Origin of the sequence: Billgrantia pellis (genome assembly GCF_008297955.1) — a bacterium.
In the GTDB taxonomy this organism is placed as follows: domain Bacteria; phylum Pseudomonadota; class Gammaproteobacteria; order Pseudomonadales; family Halomonadaceae; genus Halomonas; species Halomonas pellis.
In genome coordinates, this window is the sequence record NZ_VTPY01000002.1 from 137,191 (window position 1) to 155,160 (window position 17,970).

General features: G+C 62.5%; 15 protein-coding genes. 3 read left to right on the forward strand and 12 right to left on the reverse strand.

The features are described from left to right. Positions 1–131 precede the first annotated feature (131 nt). Genes F0A17_RS04185 through osmF form a run of 4 tightly spaced genes read right to left on the reverse strand, consistent with a single transcriptional unit; the run spans position 132 to position 3,912 of the window. Positions 132–893 carry an ABC transporter permease gene (locus F0A17_RS04185; protein ID WP_149327113.1) on the reverse strand — a complete coding sequence of 254 codons (762 nt, stop codon included), beginning with the start codon at positions 891–893 and terminating at the stop codon, positions 132–134. Next, positions 890–1,831: an ABC transporter ATP-binding protein gene (locus tag F0A17_RS04190; RefSeq protein WP_149327114.1), complete on the reverse strand. Its 942-nt coding sequence runs from the start codon at positions 1,829–1,831 to the stop codon at positions 890–892. Before F0A17_RS04190 ends, F0A17_RS04185 begins: the two co-directional genes overlap by 4 nt. Then, a complete protein-coding gene (locus F0A17_RS04195; protein ID WP_149327115.1) occupies positions 1,828–2,994 on the reverse strand; it encodes an ABC transporter permease in 1,167 nt (388 codons plus the stop codon). Before F0A17_RS04195 ends, F0A17_RS04190 begins: the two co-directional genes overlap by 4 nt. Positions 2,995–2,997: 3 nt before the next feature. Then, a complete protein-coding gene (gene osmF, locus F0A17_RS04200) occupies positions 2,998–3,912 on the reverse strand; it encodes a glycine betaine ABC transporter substrate-binding protein OsmF (RefSeq protein ID WP_149327116.1) in 915 nt (304 codons plus the stop codon). Between the two features lie 95 nt (positions 3,913–4,007). Between osmF and F0A17_RS04205 the strand changes: the two genes are divergently transcribed. Next, positions 4,008–4,991, forward strand: coding sequence for a DUF1853 family protein (locus F0A17_RS04205; protein WP_149327117.1), 984 nt, complete (start codon positions 4,008–4,010; stop codon positions 4,989–4,991). 60 nt (positions 4,992–5,051) lie between these two features. Here the strand turns inward: F0A17_RS04205 and cysS are convergent, their stop codons facing one another. Then, entirely contained in the window at positions 5,052–6,461 is a 1,410-nt protein-coding gene (cysS, locus tag F0A17_RS04210; protein WP_149327118.1) for a cysteine--tRNA ligase, read from the reverse strand. 1 nt (position 6,462) lies between these two features. After that, the gene (locus tag F0A17_RS04215; protein ID WP_149327119.1) at positions 6,463–8,157 is read right to left on the reverse strand and encodes a glutamine--tRNA ligase/YqeY domain fusion protein; all 1,695 of its coding nucleotides are present in this window, start codon (positions 8,155–8,157) and stop codon (positions 6,463–6,465) included. A gap of 189 nt (positions 8,158–8,346) precedes the next feature. Here F0A17_RS04215 and F0A17_RS04225 point away from each other — a divergent pair, with 189 nt between their 5' ends. Both F0A17_RS04225 and F0A17_RS04230 read left to right on the forward strand, forming a co-directional pair. Further along, positions 8,347–8,856, forward strand: a complete 510-nt coding sequence (locus F0A17_RS04225) for a peptidylprolyl isomerase (RefSeq protein ID WP_149327121.1) — start codon at positions 8,347–8,349, stop codon at positions 8,854–8,856. Positions 8,857–8,928: 72 nt separating this feature from the next. Next, the gene (locus F0A17_RS04230) at positions 8,929–9,690 is read left to right on the forward strand and encodes a UDP-2,3-diacylglucosamine diphosphatase (RefSeq protein ID WP_149327122.1); all 762 of its coding nucleotides are present in this window, start codon (positions 8,929–8,931) and stop codon (positions 9,688–9,690) included. Between the two features lie 20 nt (positions 9,691–9,710). Here the strand turns inward: F0A17_RS04230 and F0A17_RS04235 are convergent, their stop codons facing one another. The 6 genes from F0A17_RS04235 to clpP form a co-directional block, all read right to left on the reverse strand. Beyond that, positions 9,711–10,763: a CobW family GTP-binding protein gene (locus tag F0A17_RS04235; protein ID WP_149327123.1), complete on the reverse strand. Its 1,053-nt coding sequence runs from the start codon at positions 10,761–10,763 to the stop codon at positions 9,711–9,713. Between the two features lie 165 nt (positions 10,764–10,928). Beyond that, the gene (locus F0A17_RS04240) at positions 10,929–12,749 is read right to left on the reverse strand and encodes a SurA N-terminal domain-containing protein (RefSeq protein WP_149327124.1); all 1,821 of its coding nucleotides are present in this window, start codon (positions 12,747–12,749) and stop codon (positions 10,929–10,931) included. A gap of 208 nt (positions 12,750–12,957) precedes the next feature. Then, positions 12,958–13,230: an HU family DNA-binding protein gene (locus F0A17_RS04245; RefSeq protein ID WP_104203469.1), complete on the reverse strand. Its 273-nt coding sequence runs from the start codon at positions 13,228–13,230 to the stop codon at positions 12,958–12,960. Between the two features lie 176 nt (positions 13,231–13,406). Next, positions 13,407–15,812 carry an endopeptidase La gene (lon, locus tag F0A17_RS04250; protein WP_149327125.1) on the reverse strand — a complete coding sequence of 802 codons (2,406 nt, stop codon included), beginning with the start codon at positions 15,810–15,812 and terminating at the stop codon, positions 13,407–13,409. A gap of 151 nt (positions 15,813–15,963) precedes the next feature. Further along, positions 15,964–17,241: an ATP-dependent Clp protease ATP-binding subunit ClpX gene (gene clpX, locus F0A17_RS04255; protein WP_149327126.1), complete on the reverse strand. Its 1,278-nt coding sequence runs from the start codon at positions 17,239–17,241 to the stop codon at positions 15,964–15,966. A 78-nt stretch (positions 17,242–17,319) separates the two neighbouring features. Next, positions 17,320–17,940 carry an ATP-dependent Clp endopeptidase proteolytic subunit ClpP gene (gene clpP / locus F0A17_RS04260; RefSeq protein ID WP_149327127.1) on the reverse strand — a complete coding sequence of 207 codons (621 nt, stop codon included), beginning with the start codon at positions 17,938–17,940 and terminating at the stop codon, positions 17,320–17,322. Positions 17,941–17,970 lie beyond the last annotated feature (30 nt).

The window sequence follows — 17,970 nt, forward strand, 5'->3', positions numbered from 1 at the left end:
GGATCCTAGCGCACCTATTTGGCTGGCCTATTGGTCTTTCGTATAAGGAGTCGACTGCCTTGGGGAGCCTTCGTAGAGCAGCACGGAGCATGCAGAGAGTCGGCCAACCGTTGCCGGGGTCTGCCGCGATGTTAACCGCGGCGCAGCAGGCGCTCGAAGACGCTATCGACGGCGAGGGCGAGCAGCCCGATCAGCAGCGCGCCCTGTACAATGTAGGCGGTGTTTCCATTGATGATGCCCGCGATGATCGGATCGCCGAGATTGCTGGCCCCGACCGTCGCTCCCAGCGCCGCGGTCGCGATATTGACGGTGACGGAGGTACGAATGCCGGCCAGGATCACCGGCGCCGCCAAGGGCAGCTCGACTTGGCGAAGAAGCTGGCCACGGGTCATGCCCATGCCCCGCGCCGCCTCGCGCACGTCGGGGTCGATGCCATCGAGTCCCGTCAGCGTATTGCGCACGATGGGCAATAGGCCGTAGAGCAACAGGGCGACGATAATGGGGAGCGTACCGAAGCCCAGCGCCGGCACCGCCAGCGCAAGTACGGCGACGGGCGGAAAGGTCTGGCCGATCGATGCGAGCTGGGATACCAGAGGCAGGAAATCGCGTCCGACCGGCCGCGTGACGGCGATCGCCGACCCCACGCCCAGCACCACGGCCACTAGAGAAGCGATGCCCACCACCATCGCATGCTGGCCCAGCAGTGCGATGAATCCGGCACGCCGATAAATGACCTCCCGGCTATCGGGCTCGAGCCAGCGAAACGCGCCTTCGAGGTGAGCCATGCCCGTGGCGAACAGCACCAACAGCGACAGCCAAACCAGGGGGGCCAGCCAATGGCGTAACCCCGGCGTCAACGCCGCGGAACCGACCGTGAGCCACTGACGACTCATGAGGATTTGCCCCCCAGCAGCCGACGAAGCGACAGCTCACCGACGGGAATGTCCTCTCCGTCGACCACCGTCAAGCGTTCCACGCGATGCCACAGCATCAATGACAGCGCTTGGCTCAGCGACGCGTCATAGGGAATCCGTTCGCTGGCGAGCAGACGTGGCCCCAGCGGCAGCATCCGCTCGCTGACCCGTGTCAACGCCGCCTCCTTGAGCCCACGATCCATCCCCCCTAGCAGCGATTCGACGAATTCGTCGGCCGGCTCGTGCAACAGATCGATGGGACGCCCCTGCTGGACGATCCGTCCTTTGCGCATCACCACCAGGCGGTCGGCCAGTGCCAGCGCCTCGTCCATGTCGTGTGTCACGAAGACCACGGTCTTGTGCAGGCGGGCTTGGAGTTCCTGCAACTGTTTTTGCAATGCTTGGCGAGTGAGGGGGTCGAGGGCGCCGAACGGCTCGTCCATCAGCAGGATGTCGGGATCGGCGGCCAGCGCCCGCGCCACCCCGACGCGTTGTGCCTGTCCGCCCGAGAGCTGGCGAGGGTACTTGTCGGCGAACTCCTGTACCGGCAGGCCCAACAGCGCCATCAACTCTTCGACCCGCTCATGAATGCGCCCACGCGGCCACTTGAGCAAGCGCGGCACCAGACCGATGTTGCGTGCTACCGTCCAGTGCGGAAACAGCCCGGTGCTCTGAATCACGTAACCGATGCGTCGGCGCAGCGTCACCTCGTCGAAGCTGCGCACCGGAGCCCCCTCGAGATGGATCTCGCCCGCGTCATGCTCGATCAGGCGATTGATCATGCGCAGTGTCGTCGACTTGCCACAGCCCGAGGTGCCCACCAGCACGCACACCTGCCCCTTCTCGACGCGAAGAGAAAGAGCGTCGACGGCGGTCTCGGCTCCGAAGCGCTTGGTGACGCCGAACAGCTCAATCATGGGGCCCCTCCCGGGCGAAGACGTTCACTCAGAGCGCTGATCGTGGCGTCGGCAATCAGCGCAAGGCCCAATATTGGCAAGGCACCGAGCAGTACCATATCCATGGCGGCCTGCCCCAGCCCCTGGAAGACGAAGGTGCCGAGCCCACCGGCCCCGATCAGCGCCGCCACCGCCGTGAGCCCGATCGCCTGCACGGTAGTGATGCGTATACCTTCGAGCACGATCGGCAATGCCAGCGGCAGACGCACCTGCAGCAGTACCTGGCGCCGACTCATTCCCATGCCACGCGCCGACTCGATTACCGCCGGGTCGACCTCCTCCAGCGCCACGTAGATGTTGCGCACCATCGGCAACAGGCTGTAGCCGAGCAGCGCAAGAAATGCCGGCGCCCAACCGATACCACTGACGCCGATGGCCGCCAACATGTCGACCCGAGCCCCGAGCCAGGCAAGCGGCGCGAGCAACAGGCCGAACAGCGCCAGGCTGGGGACCGTCTGCAGGAAGCTGAGCAGCCCGAAGCTCGCACGGCGCACTCCGGGGTGACGCCGCATCGCAAGCGCCAGCAAGGCGCCCAGAACCAGACTTGTGCCCACCGCGGCACCAACCAGCGCCAGATGGGTCGAGACGGCGGTAAGAAACTGGTCGCTACGCGCCTGGTACTCACGATATAGCGAAAGCGGTGCCTGCCCCCATGTCAGCGCCAGCCACCAACTGGTCAACACCGGCAGCAGCAGCAACCAGCCGAGCGGACGCGACAGCTCGAGTCGGGTACGCAGCTCGATCAAGGCGAGCAGCCAGACGAAGAGCAACAGCCAGATCGAAGCACCTATGCCGACTCGCGCCTGTGCCATGCCGGGCTCCACCAGGTCGACGCTCGCCGCGACAAGCCACCAGGGAAGCAGCGTCAACAGTGCCAGAACCCCCCAGAGCGCCGCCCGTAGCGCTTGCCGTGAGGAGCGCCAGGCCAGTCCCGCCACGATCAGCATCGGCAATGCCAAGGCCAATGCCGGCCAACCGCCCAGTATCTGGAAGGCACGATACGGAGTGCCGGACACGATTCGATTGGGAGCCAGGCTGACGGCATCCAGCGACAGCCACGCGAACAATCCGGCCAGCATCAGAACCAGCAGGACCCTATTGGGTTCGCATCTACCGCTCTCCATGGCTTATTCCGGCAGCTCTTCTAGAAAGTCCTCGGCCACTTGGCGAGGATCGATACCCTCGACCGCGACCTTGCCGTTGAGCGCCTGAAGCGTCTCCAGATCGAGCGCGCGGAAGACCGGAGCCAGCAGTTCCTCGATCTCGGGGTGCTCATCAAGCACTTCCTGACGCACCACCGGTGCCGGTTGATAGATCGGCTGCACGTTCTTCGTATCTTCCAGAATCACCAGATCCAACGCAGCGAGACCGCCGTCGGTTCCGTACGTCATGGCGCCGTTGACCCCGCTGGTCTGCTGGGCGGCGGCCCGCATGGTGGCGGCGGTATTGCCCCCCGAGAGAACGAGCAATTGGTCTGACGTCAGCTCGAAGCCATAGGCTTCCTGGAATGCCGGGAGCGCCTGGTCGGATTCGACGAACTCGGCGCTCGCCGCAAACTTGAACTCCCCCCCCTCTGCCAGGTAGTCCGCCAGGTCTTCAAGCGTCTTCAGATCGTGCTCTCGAGCCAAGTCGCCGCGTACGCTCATCGCCCAGGTGTTGTTGGCCGGGGCCGGCGTCAACCAGCGCAGGCCATTGTCGGCATCCCGTTGACGTACCGTTTCGAAGGCTCGCTCAGCATCGTTCCAGACATCGGTGTCGCCCATGTCGAAGAAGAACGCGCCATTACCGGTGTACTCCGGGTAGAGATCGATCTCGCCGGCCAGCAACGCTTCACGCACGATGCTGGTCGCGCCGAGCTGCAGCCGGTCCTCGGTCTCGATTCCCCCCTGCTCCAGGCGCTGAATGATCAACTGACCCAATACTGACCCTTCGGTATCGATCTTGGACGCCACGACGACCGGTTCTTTGGCGTGGGTACTGGCGGCGAACAGCAGCAAGGAGCCGGTAGCGAGCGCCGCAAGATTTCTCAGGGAGCGATTCATAGGGACAAACACCCATCATTGTGAATGTCCCCAGAGTATAAGGCGTGTACAGTTTGCCTGTCAGACCCCACCTCAACGCGGAGACCTGGCCGATCATGCACGAGGACGACCACCGCCTGCTTTCCCGTTGTCATCACCCGTTGGTGAGAGATCTGGCGTGGATCATGCTGGCCCCGGACTTGATTGACACCCCCTGGGGCGGGCGTCCCGGGCGCACAGCGCTGGGTCTGGACGACGATCGGCAACTGGCCGCGCTCCTCGACGAACTGGAAGCCCACCCCCAGGCCCTGGAACGCCGCGTCAGTCGCACCGTCGAGGGCCGCATGGGTCATTATCATGAACGCCTCTGGCAATATCTGCTCGATGCGGCGCCGACCACGTGCCTGCTGGCCAGCAATCTTCGCATCCATCAGGGCAAGCGCACACTGGGCGAGCTCGACCTGCTCTATCGGCGGCGTGACGATCCGACGCCGATTCACCTCGAAGTCGCCATCAAGTTCTACCTCGGTCTTGTTTCTGGCCCCGGCGACATTCACGACCAGGCGCGCTGGATCGGGCCGGGGGGTGCCGATAGCCTGGCTATGAAGCGGGAGCATCTCGATCGCCATCAACTGCGCCTCACGGAACGGGCCGAAACGCGCCTGACCATTCAGCTGCATACGCAACCGCGCGATGTCGGTCCGGCCTCGGCAACTCGCATTCAGCGCCAACTGGCGATGCCGGGCGTATTCTTCTATCCATGGCAGACATCGCTACCCGAACCGCGCGAGGCGACGGCGAACCATCTTCGAGGGCATTGGCTGTCCTGGCGCGACTGGCGGTACCTGCGCGATGGTCTACCATGCAATACCCGAGCCGCCTGGCTGGCCAAGCCACACTGGCTGGCGCTGCCACGGGATGAGGCGTTCGTACCGCTGCGTCAATTCGAGGCGCGCCTGGCGCAGCATTTCAGTCGTCCCGCGCCACCTGTGCAAATCGCCTTGCTGACACCCTCGCGAAACTCAAGCATCCACCGCCGCCTGTTCGTGGTCGGCGACGATTGGCCGCGCCTGGTTCCCCTGCCGCCTCATCCCCGCTAGGGCACCGGCTCGACGCAGCACGCCCGGCCAGAGCCGGGCGTGCTGCGTTGCGCTCGGGTACTACGCCTGCGGCGTCTCGTAGACCCAGCGCGTCCCTTCTCGCGAGTCCTTGAGCACGATGCCGAGCACCGCGAGCTCATCGCGGATGGCATCGGCCGTGGCGAAGTCCCTGGCCTGTTTGGCCTCGGTGCGGCGGCGAATACGCGCTTCGATCTCGTCTTCTGGGAGCGGCAACGCTGCCTGCCCGCCCTTGAGGAAGCGCTGCGGATCCTGGCCGAACAGTCCGAGCACACCGCCCAGGCGGCGCAGCTCCTGGGCCAACGCAGGCACCCTTTCCGGCGCATCCTTTCCGGCCCGATTCAGTTCTCGAACCAGATCGAACAATACCGAGAGTGCCTCGGGCGTGTTGAAATCATCGTTCATGGCGGCGACGAAACGCTCACCGAAGCGAGTATCGACTTTACCGTCGGTGACTCCGTCATCATTGCCGAGGGATAGCCCGTCGAGAGCCGTGTAGAAACGCTCCAGCGACCGGCGTGCCTCGGCCAGCGCCTCGGGGGCATAGTTGATCGGGCTGCGATAGTGGCTGGCCACCAGCAGGTAGCGGACCACTTCGGGGTCGTGAGCTTCGAGCACCTCGCGGATGGTGAAGAAATTGCCCAACGACTTGGACATCTTCTCCTGGTGCACCCGTACCGCACCGGCATGCATCCAGGTATGGACGTAGGGCTTGCCCGTGGCGGCCTCGGACTGAGCGATCTCGTTCTCGTGATGCGGGAATGTCAAATCGGGGCCACCGCCGTGGATGTCGAAGGTATCGCCCAGGCAGCAGGTCGACATTGCCGAGCACTCGATATGCCAGCCGGGGCGTCCTTCGCCCCAGGGAGAGGGCCAGCTCGCCTCGCCCGGCTTGGCCGCCTTCCACAGCACGAAATCGAGCGGATCCTCCTTGTACTCGTCGACCTCGACCCGGGCGCCGGCACGCATCTCGTCCAGGTTGCGGTTGTTGAGCTTGCCGTAGCCTTCGAACTTACGCACCCGGTAGTAGACGTCGCCGTTGTCGGCCGGATAGGCGTAGCCCTTGTCGATCAGGGTCTCGACCATGGCGATGATCTCGGCCACGTGGCCCGTGGCACGCGGCTCGGAATCGGGACGCAGCACGCCAAGACGCGCCTCGTCTTCGTGCATGGCCTCGATCATGCGCTCGGTCAGCGCCGTGATGCTCTCGCCGTTCTCCTCGGCACGCTTGAGGATCTTGTCGTCGATATCGGTGATGTTGCGCACGTAGGTAACGTCGAAGCCGCGCCAGCGCAAGTAGCGGGTCACCACGTCGAAGGTCACCATCACCCGGGCATGGCCCAGGTGGCAGTAGTCGTAGACGGTCATGCCGCAGACGTACATGCGCACCTTGCCCGGCTCGATGGGGGTGAACGTCTCCTTGCGCCGCGTCAGCGTGTTGTAGATCTGCATGTCAGCCCTTCTTCTGGCCATCTTTCTTCTGGATACGCGCCCAACTATCCTTGAGCCCGACGGTGCGGTTGAATACCAGCTTGTCGTCGCGACACGAATGACGATCGGCACAGAAGTAGCCCACGCGCTCGAACTGGAAGCGAGACTCGGGCGCGGCTTCGGCCAGGCTAGGCTCACCCATGGCCTGACAGACCTTCAGCGACTCGGGATTGAGATGCTCGAGGAAATCGGCGTCCTTGTCCTTGTCGGGTTGCTCGACCAGGAACAAGTTGTCGTACAGGCGCACCTCCATGGGTACCGCATGGGTGGCACTGACCCAATGGATCACGCCCTTTACCTTGCGCCCCTCGGGGTTCTTGCCCAAGGTGTCGAAATCCACCGAGCAGCGCAGCTCCACGACCTCGCCGGTGTCGTCCTTGATCGCCTCGTCGCAGCGGATCACGTAGGAGTTGCGCAAGCGCACCTCTTGACCGGGCGCCAGACGGAAGAACTTCTTCGGCGGCTCCTCCATGAAGTCTTCCTGATCGATGTATAGCTCGCGGGTGAACGGCACCCGGCGCAGCCCCTTGTCCTCCCGAGCGGGATGACCAGGCACCTCGTACACTTCTTCGTGGCCCTCGGCTACGTTGGTCAACACCACCTTGAGCGGGTTGAGCACGCACATGGCGCGCGGCGCATTGTCCTCGAGGTCCGAACGGATGGCATGATAGAGCATGGCGATATCGACCAGCCCGCCATCGGCCCGGGTCACGCCGATCATCTCGCAGAACTTGCGGATCGATGCCGGGGTATAGCCGCGGCGCCGCATGCCGGAGATGGTCGGCATGCGCGGATCGTCCCAACCATCGACGATACCCTCGTCGACCAGCAGCTTCAGCTTGCGCTTGGAAGTGAGCGTATAGTTCATGTTCAGCCGCGCAAATTCGATCTGGCGCGGCCTGCAGGGCACCGGCAGGTTGTCGAGAAACCATTCGTAGAGCGGCCGATGGTCTTCGAATTCCAGCGTGCAGAGGGAATGCGTCACGCCCTCTACAGCATCCGACTGGCCGTGGGCGAAATCGTAGGAAGGATAGATCTTCCACGCCTCCCCGGTCTGATGATGAGAGGCATGACGAATCCGGTAGAGAATCGGATCGCGAAGGTTGATATTCGGCGATGCCATGTCGATCCTGGCTCGCAAGACTTTCTCGCCTTCGCCGAATTCCCCGGCGCGCATGCGCGCCAGCAGATCCAGGTTCTCCTCAACGCTACGGTCGCGATAAGGGCTCGGCCTGCCGGGCTCGGTCAGGGTGCCTCGGTACTCGCGGATCTCGTCGGGTGACAGATCGTCGACGTAGGCCTTGCCCTCGCGAATCAAATGCTGCGCCCAGGCGTAGAGCTGGTCGAAGTAATCGGAGGCATAGCGCACCTCGCCGGCCCACTCGAAGCCGAGCCAGCTGACGTCCTCCTTGATCGCATCGATGTAGGCCTGCTCTTCCTTCGTCGGGTTGGTGTCATCGAAGCGCAGATGACAATCCCCGCCAAACATGTCGGCCAGACCGAAGTTAAGGCAGATCGACTTGGCATGCCCGATGTGCAGGAAGCCGTTGGGCTCCGGTGGAAAGCGGGTCACGACCTTGTCGACGCGACCGGTCTCGATCTCGTCATAGATCTGGTTACGGATGAAGTTCGGCGCACTGGCGGTCTCGGTGGTCATGTTGATGCGGCAACCCTCTGAATTGGATGCAAATCGGGAACGCTGGCGAACCGGTAAACGGCAGCGCCGCCGTCAGTCTGTGGGTGTCGATGAGCCCGACGCGCTTCGCGCGTCGATACAAAACCGTTATTATAACGCCACGCCCATGCACGGCGCCAAGGCGTGCACTTTTTGGACAGGAACAGTTTGATGATCATTCTCGAAACCAATTTCGGTGACGTTGCCATTGCACTGAACTACGAACAAGCTCCGAAAACCGCAGCCAACTTCGAACAATACGTTCGCGACGGCCATTATGACGGCACCCTCTTCCACCGCGTCATCCCCGGCTTCATGATTCAGGGCGGCGGCTTCGACCAGGATTTCAACCAGAAGCCCACCCGTGAGCCGATCGAGAACGAGGCCGACAATGGGCTAAAGAACCAGACCGGCACACTGGCTATGGCCAGGACCCAGGATCCGCACTCCGCTACGGCCCAATTCTTCATCAACGTCGCTGACAACGACTTCCTGAATCACAGCGGCAAATCGATCCAGGGCTGGGGCTACTGCGTGTTCGGCGAAGTGGTCGAGGGCCTGGATGTGGTCAAACGCATCACCGAGGTGGAAACCACTCGCCGCGGCATGCACGCCGACGTCCCGGTAGAAGACGTGGTAATTCAGCGTGCCTACGTCAAGGAAGCGCCTGAAAACGCGTGACACTTTCCTCGTTGCGCCCGTTCCCATGGGGCGCAACCCGCTCCGTCTTTCGACGCGCCGCGAGACATGGCCATGACCACTACCCTGCTGATCTCCGACCTGCACCTGCACCCCGGCGCCCCCGAGGTCACGGAAGGCTTTCTCTCCTGGCTCGGTGAGCGAGCCCGCGGCGCCGGAGCGTTATACATCCTCGGTGATTTCTTCGAAGCCTGGATCGGCGACGATCTGCTCGATCACGTCGAACAGGATCCTACCGGCAACGCCGAACTCGCCGTGCGCATTGCCACTGCCCTGCGACATCTGGCCGATGAGGGCACGGCGATCTATCTGATGCATGGCAACCGCGACTTCTTGCTCGGCCAACGCTTTGCCACTGCCGCCGGAGCCAAGCTGCTGTCCGACCCCGCCGTGCTGCGCATCGCCGACGAGCCGATGCTGCTGATGCATGGCGACAGCCTATGCACTCGTGATGAGGCGTACATGGCGTTTCGCGGCCAGGCCCGCAACACCGCATGGCAACAACAGGTCCTTTCGATGCCGATCGCCGAGCGCCTCCAACTGGCCGATTCGCTTCGCCAGCAGTCGGGCGAGGCAACCACCAACAAGGCCGAGGACATCATGGACGTCACTCCCGATGAGGTGGTCCGCACCATGCGCGATCACGGGGTCACCACGCTGATTCATGGACACACCCACCGTCCTGCGGTGCATGAATTGGAAATCGACGACCAACCGGCCAGGCGCATCGTGCTGGGCGACTGGCGATCTGACCGAGGCTGGGAAGTCGCGATCGGCGCCGACGGCGATCCACAGTTGCGTGACTTCAGCCTGTAGCGACGGCCGAAGCGGCACGCTCAACCGGTGGTTCCCGCGCCCTTCTCCAGGCGACAGTCCTGCAGAGAGTTCAGAATGCCCTCCGCTGCGGGGAGCCACTCGCGCTCGCCGATGAGCTCCAGCCTCGAATCCTGACGCCAGGCGCTATCGGTGAGGCTGGCGCTTCCTTCAGTCCGATTGAAGAGTTTCCAGCCGTCATCGGTATGCAGTACGCCTTTGACACGCAACCCGACGGGCAACCGATCCAGCGCTCGGGTCAGCCGATCGAGGCAGAAGACATCGGCGGGATGCCAGCGCCAGCCCAAGGTGGCGTAACCGAGCGCCTCGTCGCTCTCTTGTAACGGGCGACCCGGTAGAGGCTGCGCCAAGCCAACGTCATCGAGCACGACGCTTACCCCGCCTGTATGGCGCAGCCTGTCGTGATCCACACTGGCCGGCTCACCCGCCTCGCCGCGATATGTCCCGCTGCCAAGCAGCCGCTCGATGGACAATGCCCCATGCGGCGCCTCGGCTATCCATTTCTTCGCTGGCCATAGCGACTCCACGTGACGCCATGCCACGTCGAGCTGCGCCGTACTGACCCGGTCGGTCATCGTCAGCACCACTGCATCGGCCATGGTCAACTGATCGCGGAAGGTGTCGTGCTCCCGGGAACGTGGATCGTCGAGCCGCGCAGGGTCGAGCAGCACCAGAATGTCCCGGATCTCGAGCACATCGGAGAAGGCTTCCCCACGCAGCACATCGAGCAACCCCGCCGGATGGCCCAGCCCCGATGGCTCGATGATGAGCCGCTCGGGCCGATGGCGATGCAACAGATTCACCAACGTCGCCTGCATGACGAAAGCCAGCTGACAGCAAAGGCAACCGCCGGGCAGCCCTTTCACCATGACATCGTTGCGAGTCCCGAACATGGTCTGGTCGATGCCGATCCGACCGAACTCATTGATCAGAATCGCCCAACGCTCCTGCTCGGGTTTCTGCTCGATCAAGGAGCGAATCAACGTGCTCTTGCCGCTACCCAGAAAACCGGTGACGACATGGACGGGGATCGGCGCGGCTGAGGCGTTCTTCATGGCATGCTCGAAGAGTTACCGAGGAAAAAAGTTATTATATAACAAAACAAGTTCGGCGGCGATCTTGGCTTGGAATAGCTTCAGTATCATTCAATAGATAACGGTATAAATCTACCAATGAGAAAAGGGCGGCGCCATGCCGCCCCTGCAAGCGATCGGACACGCTCAGCGTCGAGTGATCTCGGCAGTCTCGCGCAGATGCACGCGCAGTCCTTGTACCACGCTCTGGCTGCGCAGCTGCTCGGTCATACGCGCGACGAATTCCTCTACTTGCTCGTCGACATCGCCCTGCCCCACATCGTCCAACGCGATCAGGATGACACGGTCGCCGTCGATGACATGCCCGAAGACGGCTTCATCCCCGTCGGGATTCGGCAACCGAAAGGCCATCTGCAGCGCTTGGCGAGGCACTCCGTCCTGTTGCCGTGTCGCCGCCTCGACCCGCTGCCATTCGAGATCGAGCTCGGCACCGGCACGCAGGGCCTCAACCCGTTCGCGCGCCACATCCACGAGCACGTCACGCCGCTTTTGACGCTCCACCGCCTGCGCCACCTGGTCTCGAACGTCTTCCAGCGGCAGCACGGTTGCCTCACGGTGATCGGCGACTCGCAGCACCATGCGACGATCCGCATCGAGTTCGATGACTTCGCTGTTGAACCCTTCGATCAGCACCTCCTCGCTGAAGGCCTCACTCATGACGCCCGGCTCGGATAGCACGCCCTGCTCACTGCCTTCCCGGGACAGCCAATCACTTTCCTGCAGTTCCAGACCGAGGCTTTCGGCCACACTGGCCAGGTCGTCGGCGGCAAAGCTTTCATCGATCAGGGCCTGCACCCGCTGGTTGAAGTCATCGGTAATCCGCTCGAGCGCCAGCTCACGGGCCAGCTCATCACGCATCTCCTCTAGAGATGGCTGGTCCAGCTCGGTCACTTGTATCAAATGCAGGCCGTTACTGGTCTCGACGATATCCGACACTTGGCCCGGCGACAGGGAAAAGGCGGCTTCGTCGAAGTCATCGCCGAAGAAACCGCGGCTGATGACACCCAGGTCCCCGCCTTGCTCGGCCGTCGAAGGATCGTCGGAATACGCGAGGGCGAGATCGGCGAAATCCTCCCCGTCATCGAGGCGCTCACGCACCTCCTCGAGGCGTGCCATGGCCTCTTCCCGGCTGCGGTCGTTGCCGAAGGTCGCCATGATATGCGATACGCGACGGTCCGCGTCTTGGCCGCGTTCCTCCCATGCCTGGCGAATCGACGCTTCATCGATATCGACCTGCTCGGCCATTTCCTGCTTATCGACGACAACATACTCGAGCCGCACTTGCTCAGGACGCCGGTACCGGTCCCTGTTCTGCTCGTAGAAGGCGCTCAGCTCCTCGTCGCTGACCTCCACGGGCTCGGCGAGATCTGCCTCGTCAAGCACGTGGTAGCGGAAGCTGCGCGTCTGACGCTGTAGCGCGGCCAGGCGCTCGCGTTCACTGGGGAGCGTGAACTCGCTGAGTGTCAACCCTTGCTGCAGTTGCTGACGCTTGAGGTCGACGCGCAGGGCGTTGCGAAACGAGAGTGGCGTGAAACCGGCGCTGGCCAAACGGTTGCGAAACAGATCGGCATCGAAGCGCCCATCGGGATCATGAAACTCCGGCAATGTCACGATGACCTGATCGAGCTGCTCGTCCGACAGGTAGAGATCACCGTCGTCGGCGAAATCTGTCAGCAGGCGCTCACCGATCATCTCCTCGAGCACCTGGCCACGCAGCGCACGCTCCTGCTCGGGCGGCACCTGTCCGGAACGAATGGCGCGCTGCACCTCCATCTCCAGTTCCTGACGCGTGATCGTCTCGCCGTTGACCTTGGCGACTTCATCGCCACTGCCACCGAACAGCCCCACCAGGGACTCGATCCCGAACAGCGCCATGGTCACCACCACGGCACCCACGATGATCTTGGCGCCCCAGCTCCTGGAGCGGTCACGAATACTTTGCAGCATGCAGGCCTCGGTTGCTGATTATTGGCTGGCTGTGGAGCCGTATTATACGGTGGCTCGCCGCCCCCGGCCATCGCCGCTCCGTCACCCCGCCCTGCGGCGACATTTGCAGCGAAAAAAGAAGGCGCATCGCCGTAGCGATGCGCCTGATTGTTTGCTGCCGTTACGAGAATCGTCCCAACCGGGGACAGCGGCGCAAATGGTCCGTGGCTCAGTTCACGGAGTCCTTGAGTGCCTTTCCGGCTTTGAAAGTCGGCACCTTGGCTGCGCTGATCTGGATCGGCTCGCCGGTCTGCGGGTTGCGCCCGGTACGCGCGGCGCGCTCCTTCACCGTAAAAGTGCCAAAACCGACAAGAGAGACCGTATCGCCCTTCTTGAGGCTTTCGGTGACGGTGTCGACCATGGCATCCAGTGCACGAGACGCAGCGGCCTTGGGAATATCGGCAGACGCGGCGATGGCTTCGATCAGCTCGGATTTGTTCACACTTCACCCCTTGACTGTTTCAGAAAATGGCTCTAATCGGCGTGCCTTTCGCCCGGCAACACGATCACAGCATGGCTGGCAGTTTATAGCAATGCTGCAAAAGAGGTGTCAAGCAACTGTGGCGCCAAACCGCGTCATGCCGGGATTTCAACCCCGGCATAACACTTAAATTATCGTTAATGTGTATTGATCATGGAGGTCGAAGAAGCGGTTTCCTCGGCTCTTGACTCCTCCCCACCGGAGCCTGCTCTTTCAGCGAGCGCAGCCTCCAGTACCTCATCGATCCAGCGGACAGGCCGGATATCCAGCGCGCCCTTGATATTATCCGGTACCTCCTTGAGGTCACGGCGGTTCTCTTCTGGAATGAGCACGGTCTTTATACCACCGCGCCGGGCCGCCAGCAATTTCTCCTTCAGCCCACCGATCGGCATGACTTCGCCGCGCAGGTTGACCTCGCCGGTCATGGCCAGATCACAACGTATCGGTCGACCGGTATAGGCCGATACCATGGCGGTGACCATGGCAATGCCAGCGCTGGGGCCATCCTTGGGCGTCGCTCCTTCCGGCACGTGGATATGCAGGTCTTCTTTTTCGAAACGCTCCGGATCGATACCCAGGGCAGTGGCCCTTGCACGCACCACGGTATGGGCGGCACTGACCGACTCCTTCATGACATCGCCAAGCGAACCGGTTTTGTTGATCCTGCCCTTGCCTGGTGTCACCACCGACTCAATATTGAGCAACTCGCCGCCCACCGACGTCCAGGCCAGGCCGGTCACCCGCCCCACCTGATCCTCCTTGTCGGCCAAGCCGTAGCTGTAGCGGCGCACGCCGGCATAGGCCTCGATGTCGGCCCCGGCCAGCATCACCGGCGCCTGGGCGCCCTTGTCCTCGTGCTCGAGACGCTCGCGCAGGACCTTGCGGCATACCTTGGCAATCTGCCGTTCGAGTTCTCGCACGCCGGCTTCCCGGGTGTAATAGCGGATCAGTTCCAGTAGCGACTCGTCGGAGAAGCTCAACTCCTCGTCCTTGAACCCGTTCGAGTTCAATTGCTTGGGTACCAGGTAGCGGCGGGCGATGGCGAGTTTTTCGTCCTCCGTATAGCCGGGCAGACGAATCACTTCCATGCGATCCAGCAAGGGGCCGGGAATGTTCATCGAGTTGGCGGTACAGATGAACATCACCTCGGAGAGGTCATAATCGAGCTCGAGATAATGGTCGTTGAACTTGTCGTTTTGCTCCGGATCGAGCACCTCGAGCAATGCCGAGGCGGGATCGCCACGGTGGTCCATGCCGATCTTATCGACCTCGTCGAGCAGGAACAGTGGATTCTTGACCTCAGCCTTGCTCATGCGCTGGATCAGCTTGCCTGGCAGCGAGCCGATGTAGGTGCGGCGATGACCTCGGATTTCGGACTCATCGCGCACACCGCCGAGCGCCAGGCGCACGTACTTGCGGTTGGTGGCGCGTGCGATCGATTGGCCGAGGGAAGTCTTGCCCACCCCGGGCGGGCCCACCAGGCACAGTACCGGCCCCTTGAGTTTCTTGACCCGCTTCTGTACGGCCAGGTACTCGAGGATCCGCTCCTTGACCTCCTCCAGGCCATAGTGGTCCTCGTCCAGCACCCTGTGGGCGTGCACCAGATCATGCTTGACCCGAGTGCGCTTCTTCCAGGGCACAGCGACCAGCCAATCCAGGTAGGAGCGCACCACCGTGGCCTCCGCCGAACTCGGCGACATCATCTTGAGCTTGCCCAGTTCCTGCAGCGCCTTGTCGCGCGCCTCCTTGGGCATGCCCGACTCCTCGATCGCCGTCTCGTACTTCTCGGCCTCGTTGGGCACGTTCTCGAGCTCACCCATTTCCTTCTGGATGGCCTTCATCTGCTCGTTCAGATAGTACTCGCGCTGAGACTTTTCCATCTGATCCTTGACCCGTGAGCGGATGCGCTTCTCCACCTGCAACAGATCGATTTCCGACTCGATCAGCGCCATCAGGTGTTCGATGCGATCCCGAACCCGATCCATCTCCAGCAGCCGCTGCTTGTCCTGGATCTTGAGCGAGAGGTGCGCGCAGATGGTATCCACCAGACGGCTCGGATCCTCGATACCCGAGAGCGAGTTGAGCACCTCGTTGGGTACCTTCTTCGATAGCTTGACGTACTGTTCGAACTGATTGAGCAACACGCGCACCAGCGCCTCCTGCTCACGTTCTGTCAGCGGCTCGCTGTCTCGCAGAACGGCGTCGGCCATGCTGTGGCCTCGATCGGCATGATGCACCTCGCGCAGGTCGGCACGGGATACGCCCTCGATCAGCACCTTGACGGTACCATCGGGCAACTTCAGCAGCTGCATGATCTCCGCGACGGTACCGATCGTGAACAGGTCGTCGGTGCCCGGGTCGTCCTGCCCGGCTTCGCGCTGCGCTACCAACAGTACGCGCTTGTCGGCGGCCATCGCGGCGTCCAGCGCCTGGATCGATTTCTCGCGGCCGACGAAAAGGGGAATGACCATCTGCGGATAGACGACCACGTCGCGCAGTGGCAAGAGAGGCAGACTCAAGGTCTGAACGGCGTTCTGCTGCATCGCAGACGTTCCTCAAAGTCGAATCGGTGAATACGGGGAGGGATGGGGGCGCGCCGCCCCCATTGCAAGGGGTACGAGGTCGAACGCGAAAAGGGGCCGCCCAAGCGACCCCTTTCACCGTCATGGGCGTGGCAGCGTCGGCCGCCCCGCTTCAGCCATCGGTGCCGTCGACCCGCTGCTCCTGCTGCGAGTAGATGAGCAGCGGCTCGCTCTCGCCGGCAATCACCGATGCGTCGATGACCACCTTGGTCACCCCCTCCATGGAAGGAATCTCGTACATGGTGTCCAGCAGTACCGACTCAAGAATCGAGCGCAACCCGCGGGCACCGGTCTTGCGCGCCATGGCCTTGGCCGCTACGGCCCGCAAGGCGTCTTCGCGGAACTCGAGCTCCACGCCTTCCATGTCGAACAGGCGCGCGTACTGCTTGACCAGCGAATTCTTCGGCTCGGTGAGGATCTGAATCAGCGCATCCTCGTTGAGCTCCGTCAGCGTGGCGATGACCGGCAGGCGACCGACAAACTCGGGAATCAGGCCGAATTTGACCAGGTCTTCCGGCTCGACGTCGGCGAGCAGGTCGCCCACCCCCTTGGTCTCGTCCTTGCTCTTCACCACGGCGCTAAAGCCGATACCACCCTTCTCGGCACGATCACGGATGACCTTGTCGAGACCGGCGAAGGCGCCACCCACGATGAACAGGATATTGCCGGTGTCAACCTGCAAGAACTCTTGCTGCGGATGCTTGCGCCCACCTTGCGGCGGCACGGAGGCTGTGGTGCCCTCGATCAGCTTGAGCAGGGCCTGCTGCACGCCCTCGCCCGACACGTCACGGGTGATCGAAGGGTTGTCCGATTTGCGTGAAATCTTGTCGATCTCGTCGATGTAGACGATGCCGCGCTGGGCCTTCTCGACATCGTAGTCGCACTTCTGCAGCAACTTCTGGATGATGTTCTCGACATCCTCGCCCACGTAGCCGGCCTCGGTGAGCGTGGTGGCGTCGGCGATGGTGAACGGAACGTTGAGCAGCCTCGCCATGGTCTCGGCCAGCAGGGTCTTGCCGCTGCCGGTGGGACCAATGAGCAGGATGTTGGACTTGCCGAGTTCCACGTCGTCGCCCTTGATGCCGGCGCGAAGACGCTTGTAGTGATTGTAGACGGCCACGGACAGCACCGTCTTGGCGCGATCCTGACCAATCACGTATTCATCCAGGGTGCGACGAATCTCGCGGGGAACGGGCAGGCGCTCCTCATCGCTCTCGGCATCGGCATCGAGAACTTCCTCGCGAATGATGTCGTTGCACAGATCGACACACTCGTCGCAGATATACACGGACGGGCCTGCAATCAGCTTGCGCACTTCGTTCTGGTTCTTGCCGCAGAACGAGCAGTAGAGCAGCTTGCCGCCCTCGTCCTTGCCTTTGCCGTCGGCCATTCGCGTACCTCTGTCACTTCGGCGGCCACGCCGGCCGCCGCTAATCACGTATAAGAAGCGTGGTCTGATTTCACGCTATCAGGATGTGGGTCGCTTATCCAGTACGGCGTCGATCAGCCCGTACTCCACCGCCTGGTTGCCGCTCATGAAGTTGTCGCGGTCGGTATCGCGGGCGATGGTTTCGATGTCCTGGCCGGTATGGTGAGCCAGGATGCGGTTCAGCTTGTCGCGAATACCGAGAATCTCTCGGGTGTGGATCTCGATGTCCGCCGCCTGCCCCTGGTAGCCGCCCAGGGGCTGGTGAATCATCATTCGCGAATGCGGCAGGCTGTAACGCTTGCCCGCCGCACCGCCGGCCAGCAGCAGGGCCCCCATGCTGGCGGCCTGACCGATGCACACGGTGGAAACGTCGGGCTTGACGAATTGCATGGTGTCATAGATCGCCATGCCTGCCGTGACGGCGCCACCCGGCGAATTGATATAGAGGTGGATGTCCTTGTCCGGGTTCTCGGATTCGAGAAACAGTAGCTGGGCAACCACCAGGTTGGCCATATGATCCTCCACCGGACCCACCAGGAAGATCACACGTTCCTTCAGCAGCCGGGAGTAGATATCGTAGGCCCGCTCGCCGCGTGCGCTCTGCTCTACCACCATCGGCACTAGGCCGCCGGCGTTTCGGGTCTCGAACTCGTTGCTCATCAGTGTGAAGTCCTTGCATCCGATGAATGA